This is a genomic window from Streptomyces sp. NPDC049577 (assembly GCF_040675635.1).
In the GTDB taxonomy this organism is placed as follows: domain Bacteria; phylum Actinomycetota; class Actinomycetes; order Streptomycetales; family Streptomycetaceae; genus Streptomyces.
On sequence record NZ_JBFAPH010000387.1, the window covers coordinates 1 to 5603 of the forward strand.

Annotated in this window: 6 protein-coding genes; 2 read left to right on the forward strand and 4 right to left on the reverse strand. The window is 73.5% G+C overall.

Annotated features, from left to right (window positions below; genetic code table 11):
- Positions 1-360 precede the first annotated feature (360 nt).
- From AB0K09_RS29070 to AB0K09_RS29085, 4 genes are read right to left on the reverse strand one after another with little or no spacing between them, the layout of a single operon-like run.
- Complete coding sequence (locus AB0K09_RS29070; RefSeq protein ID WP_366068392.1) at positions 361-693, reverse strand: YnfA family protein; 333 nt, start codon at positions 691-693, stop codon at positions 361-363.
- A gap of 43 nt (positions 694-736) precedes the next feature.
- A complete protein-coding gene (locus AB0K09_RS29075; RefSeq protein WP_366068393.1) occupies positions 737-1474 on the reverse strand; it encodes a MerR family transcriptional regulator in 738 nt (245 codons plus the stop codon).
- 55 nt (positions 1475-1529) lie between these two features.
- A complete protein-coding gene (locus tag AB0K09_RS29080; RefSeq protein ID WP_366068394.1) occupies positions 1530-2402 on the reverse strand; it encodes an alpha/beta hydrolase in 873 nt (290 codons plus the stop codon).
- A gap of 60 nt (positions 2403-2462) precedes the next feature.
- Positions 2463-3950 carry an APC family permease gene (locus AB0K09_RS29085; protein WP_366068395.1) on the reverse strand — a complete coding sequence of 496 codons (1488 nt, stop codon included), beginning with the start codon at positions 3948-3950 and terminating at the stop codon, positions 2463-2465.
- A gap of 128 nt (positions 3951-4078) precedes the next feature.
- Between AB0K09_RS29085 and AB0K09_RS29090 the strand changes: the two genes are divergently transcribed.
- Positions 4079-4480 carry a DUF6153 family protein gene (locus AB0K09_RS29090; protein ID WP_366068396.1) on the forward strand — a complete coding sequence of 134 codons (402 nt, stop codon included), beginning with the start codon at positions 4079-4081 and terminating at the stop codon, positions 4478-4480.
- A 60-nt stretch (positions 4481-4540) separates the two neighbouring features.
- Positions 4541-5603 (forward strand): multicopper oxidase family protein (locus AB0K09_RS29095; protein ID WP_366068398.1); only part of this gene is annotated, 1063 nt, incomplete at its 3' end.

Sequence of the window (5603 nt, forward strand, 5' to 3'; positions counted from 1 at the left end):
TCTGACGTGCGGCGCACTGCGGTGCGCCTCCCCTCATGGATCGTCTCCGGACCCCGCCCTCGGGGCCCGGCCCGAACCAGAGAACAGCCGTCATCCGGGATTCTGGCGGCCGGTCCGAGGGGAGGCGCCCATGGGGCGTCGCAGGAAGCCGAAGCCGTCCCTGTGGCAGCGGGTCGAGGACCTACTGGTCCGCGTCGCGCGAGTGCTGGGGAGGTGGCTGAAGGGTTGATCTGAGCCCCAACCTACGGGGCTCAGATACCAACCCGGTTTCCTATGGGCTCCCGTCCTGTGGTTTCCCGGCCCTGGACGGGGGCCCGCTCTGTCTCTCACGGTAGCGGATACCCACTCCCGCACCAATGCCTACCCGCGCGGCGCGTACATGATGACGCCGATGCCGGCGAGGCAGATGCAGGCTCCCATGATGTCCCCCCAGTCCGGGCGGTAGCCGTCCATCGCCATGCCCCAGGCCAGCGAGCCGGCGACGAAGACGCCGCCGTACGCGGCGAGGATGCGGCCGAACTCGGCGTCCGGCTGGAGCGTGGCGACGAATCCGTAGATACCCAGGGCGAGCACACCGGCACCGACCCACAGCCAGCCGCGGTGCTCCCGCACGCCCTGCCACACGAGCCAGGCGCCGCCGATCTCGAACAGGGCGGCCACCACGAACAATCCGACGGACTTCAACACCAGCACGACGTCAACCTTCAAGAGCGGGATACAAAAACGGGGGAACGGGTCAGCCCGGGGTGCCGAACAGCCCGGCCAGCAGCTCCGCGCCCTCGGCCGGGGCGCGGACCTCCAGGCGCAGCAGCTCGCCGTCCACATGCAGCCGGAAGTCGAAGAAGGGGCAGCAACGCTGCTCGTCGACGGCCAGCCGGGCCACGGCCGCCGTGCGCTCGACCGGTATCAGCAGACGCATGCCGCCGGCGACCGGCTCGCGCCGCGCCCCCTCCAGGGTCCGTGCCCATTCTCCGGCGCGCGAGCTCCGCTCTTCGCCCGGCAATGAACAGGCCACGGGGACCCTGCGGCGCGGGGCCAGCGCGAGCACGACCGGGGGCCGGCGCGCCTGGTCGTCGAGGAAGCCGCACCGGGGGTCGCAGCGGCCGGCCCGGTCCGGGAGGGCGTCCAGATGGTCCAGCGCCGAGCGCAGGGAGGCGGCGAACGCCTCCAGTTCGGCGATCCGCTGCTCGGCCTCCTCCGCCCGGGCGGCGACGCGCGGCCGCAGCTCGGCCCGTACGTCGGCGCAGGCGCCCGTCTCCCAGACGCGCAGGAGCTGGGCGATCTCCTCCAGGGGCAGGCCGAGGTGCTTGGCCGCGCCGATGAACGCCAGCCGCTCCACGGCGTCCTCCCCGAAGATCCGGTAGCCGCCGGAGGAGCGGTCGGCGGGCAGCAGACCGGCCTTCTCGTAGAACCGCAGGGTGCTCGCGGGCACGCCGGTACGGGCGGCCAGCTGGGAGATCCGGTAGTGCGTCACTCCGTCGACGGTAGACCTTCACCTCGACTCGAAGGTCAAAATCCGCTTCGGCCGGTCAGGGCCGTATGAAGGGTGTCGCGAGCACGGCCGCCGCGATGGCCTGGGGCCGGTCGTACATCAGCAGGTGACCGGCGGGGGCCACCGCCTCGAAGCGGGCGTCGAGGCGCTCGGCGAGGGCGCGCTGGCGCTGGAGCCAGCGGCGTTCCAGCCAGGAGCCGGTGCCCGGGGAGGCGGCGAGGACGGTGACGGGCAGCGGCGGGAGGGGGTGCCGGGCGCGCAGCTCCTCGAGTTCGGCGGCGACGTCGCGGTAGTGGGCGTTCTCCAGGAGCACGGCGCGGGCCACGCGGCCGCTCCCGTAGGTGCGGCGCACGAGGTCGGCGGGGGCGGGGTCCTGGCGCTTGACGGAGCCGGCGCGGACGAACAGGCGGCGCGCGGCGGGCCCGACGGCCAGCGGCAGCCCGGTGGCGGCCAGGGTCGCGGCGCGGGCGCGGGCGGCGGCGGCGCGCAGCTCGCGGGCGGGGAGCGCGCGGGCGTTCTCCTCGACGCTGCTGTCGACCAGGACCAGCCCGGCGGCGCGCTCGGGGTGGAGCCGGGCGAAGGCCTCGCCGTGGAACCCGGCGAGGGAGTGGCCGACGATCGTGGCGGGCCCGGTCAGGCCGAGCGCGTCGAGGACGCCCGCGATCCGGTCGGCCTCCCCGGCGGCGCTGGGCACCTCGCCGGCCGGAGCGCTGAAGCCCAGGCCGGGGCGGTCGAAGCGGACGACGGTCCGGTACGGGGTGAGCAGCGGTACGACGGGTTCCCAGTCGAACCAGCCCATGCCCAGTCCGGCGCTGAGCACGCACACGGGCCCGGAGCCCTCGCGCAGTACGTGCAGGGCCACTTTGCCGACCCGGAGCATCCGCCCGGGCGGTCGCGGTTCCGCGCTCATCCCTACGTCCCCCATTCGCTGGTCGCCGCGGGTACGACCGTACCCGCGGGCAACGACAAGCTAGTCGACGGGCGTGGTCTCCTCGCGCCCGGCCGTCGCCCAGTGGGGCTTGCGGAACTTCAGGAAGGCCAGCGGCGCGAGGAAGCCGAGCGTCAGCAGACCACCGCCGACGATCAGCAGATAGCGCCAGAGCGGGCCGCCGCCGAACTGCTCGGGCGGGACGAAGCCGATGCACAGGGCGGCCGCGGAGGCGGCGAAGCCGACGCCGGCGACGAGACGCAGGGCGGGGACGCGGAAGCCGCGCGGGTGGTCGGGCCGGGACTTCCGCAGCCGGACGGCAGCGGCGAACATCAGCAGGTAGACGACGAGGTAGATCTGGGTGGTGACGACGGAGAAGATCCAGTAGGCGCTGGAGACGTCCGGGACGAAGGCGTAGAGCAGTGCGATGACGGTGGTCAGCGCGCCCTGGGCGACGAGGATGTTGCGCTGCACGCCGTGCTTGTTGAGCCGTTGCAGCACGGGCGGGAGGTAGCCCTCCTGCCGGGAGATCATCAGCAGGCCGCGGGAGGGGCCGGACAGCCAGGTGAGCATGCCGCCGAGCGCGGCGGCGACGAGCAGCACGCCGACGACCTTGGTGAGCCAGCCGACGTGGAAGTGGTCGAAGAAGCCCTGGAACGCCTGCATGACGCCGGCGGTCAGGCTGAGGTCCTCGCCCGGCATGACCCAGCTGATCGCCAGCGCGGGCAGGATGAAGATCAGCAGGACAAGGCCGGTGGCGGCGAAGACCGAGCGCGGGTACTGCCGGCCGGGGTCGCGCAGCGAGGAGACGTGCACGCCGTTCATCTCCATGCCGGCGTAGGACAGGAAGTTGTTGACGATCAGCACGAGGCTGGCGAGCCCGGTCCAGGGCGGCAGGATGTGCCCGGTGTCCATGGGCGCGGCGGAGGGGTTGCCCTGGCCGAGGAAGACGAGGCCGAGTGCGACGAGCACGGCGCCGGGGACGAGCGTGCCGGCGATCAGGCCCAGCCGGGCGATGCCGGCCACCGCCTTGGTGCCGCGCGTGGAGACCAGCACGCCCGCCCAGTAGACGACGACGATGACGACGGCGACGTAGAGGCCGTTGCCGGCCAGGCGCGGGTCGACGACGTACGCGAAGGTGCTCGCCACGTAGGCCAGCAGGCTGGGGTAGTAGGCGATGGTCATCGCGAACTGGCACCAGACGGCGAGGAAGCCCAGCGGCTTGGACAGCCCCTCGCTCACCCAGCGGTAGACGCCGCCGGTCCAGCCCGAGGCCAGCTCGGCGGAGACGAGGGCGGTGGGCAGGAGGAAGACGACGGCCGGCAGGAGGTAGAGGAAGACCGCCGCCAGTCCGTAGAGCGCCATCGAGGGGGCGGGGCGCAGGTTCGCGACGGACGCGGTGGTCATCATCGCGAGGGTGGTCCAGGAGAGGAACTCCCGGCCGGAGGCGCCGGGGGTTCCGGACGTACCGGGGGTTGTGGCGGCGGGGCCGGTGGAACGTTCGTCCCGAAGTTCTTGCGTGGTGGTCATGAGAGGGGTGTGGATCCTTCGGGCCGAGCGTCGATTCGTCCCAATGATCGGGCCTCGGGGCAGCTCGGCGCACATCCGCGCCGCACCCCCTTGCGCCACGGATACCCCCTGGGGGTAGGCTGCCGGGTATGCGTGAACAGCACCCGACGGCCGTGTGGTGCGGCCGCGCGCTGCTGTTGGCCGCGCTGCTGCTGGGCATCGTGACGATGCACACACTCGGGCACCCCGGCGGGCACGGCGCGCCGGCCCACCGCAGCGCCATGCCCCACGCCGCGTCCGCGCACGCGGCCCCCGCCGCGCCCGACCGTGAGCACGCCACCTCCCCCGCCCAGCGGGGCTTCGACCCGTCGTCCGTCTGCCTCGCCGTGCTCGGCACCGGCGCCGTGCTCCTGCTGCTGGTGCGTGCGGTCCTGCGCCGCCGCCCCGCGGGAGTGCCGGCGATCGCCGCCCGGTTCGCACGCTCACCATGGCCGCGGCCGCCACCCCCGCGGCACAAGGTCCTCGCCCGGTTGTCGGTCCTGCGGGTGTAGGAGCAGCGCTTCTGGCTGCCCACACCTTCACCGACAACTCCATTCGAGGTGCCTTCCACCATGCGCACACCCACCCGCCGCGCCGTCCTCGGCGCGGGCATCGCCGCCGCCGGAAGCGGACTGCTCGCCGCCTGCTCGTCCGAGCCGGCCGGGAACGGCGACGCCTACGTCTCCCCCGGCGGCGCGGAGGTCGCCGCCGCCGAGGCCGAGCGCCACGCCGGCCCCGTGCGGAGCGTCAGGCTCACCGCCACCCCGGCCCGGCTGGACCTCGGCGGCGGCCTCACCGTCGCCTCCTGGGCGTACGGCGACCGGCTGCCCGGCCAGCAGGTCCGCGTCACCGCCGGCGACACCCTCGCCCTGACCCTCGCCAACCATCTGCCCGAGCCCACATCCGTGCACTGGCACGGGCTGGCCCTGCGCAACGACATGGACGGCGCCCCGGGCCTGACCCAGCCCGCGATCAAGCCGGGGGCCTCGTTCGACTACCGCTTCGCCGTCGGCCGTCCGGGCACCTACTGGCTGCACCCGCACTCCGGCACGCAGCAGGACCGGGGGCTCTACGCGCCGCTGATCGTCGAGGACCCGAAGGAGCCGCTGGCGTACGACCGGGAGTGGGTCGTCGTCCTGGACGACTGGGTGGACGGCGTGGAGGGCAGCACACCGGACGCGGTGCTCGCGGAACTGTCCCGGGGCATGGGTGACATGGGAGGCATGCACCACGGGGACCACGGCGGCCATGACATGAGCGGTATGAGCGGCATGACGATGTCCGCTCCGGCGCCCTCCGGGCCGTCCCGGATGCTGATGGGCGCCACCAGCCCGTTCCTCGGCGGCGACGCGGGCGACGTCGCCTACCCGCACTACCTCGTCAACGGACGCGTCCCGGAGGACCCGGAGACCTTCACGGCGCGGCCCGGCGACCGCATCCGCGTCCGGCTGGTCAACGCCGGTGGCGACACCGCCTTCCGGGTGGCCCTCGGCGGCCACCGGATGACGGTCACGCACACCGACGGCTTCCCGGTCGAGCACACCGGGACGGACTCCGTGCTGCTCGGCATGGGCGAGCGCTACGACGTGCTGATCGAGGCGAAGGACGGTGTCTTCCCGCTCACCGCCCTCGCGG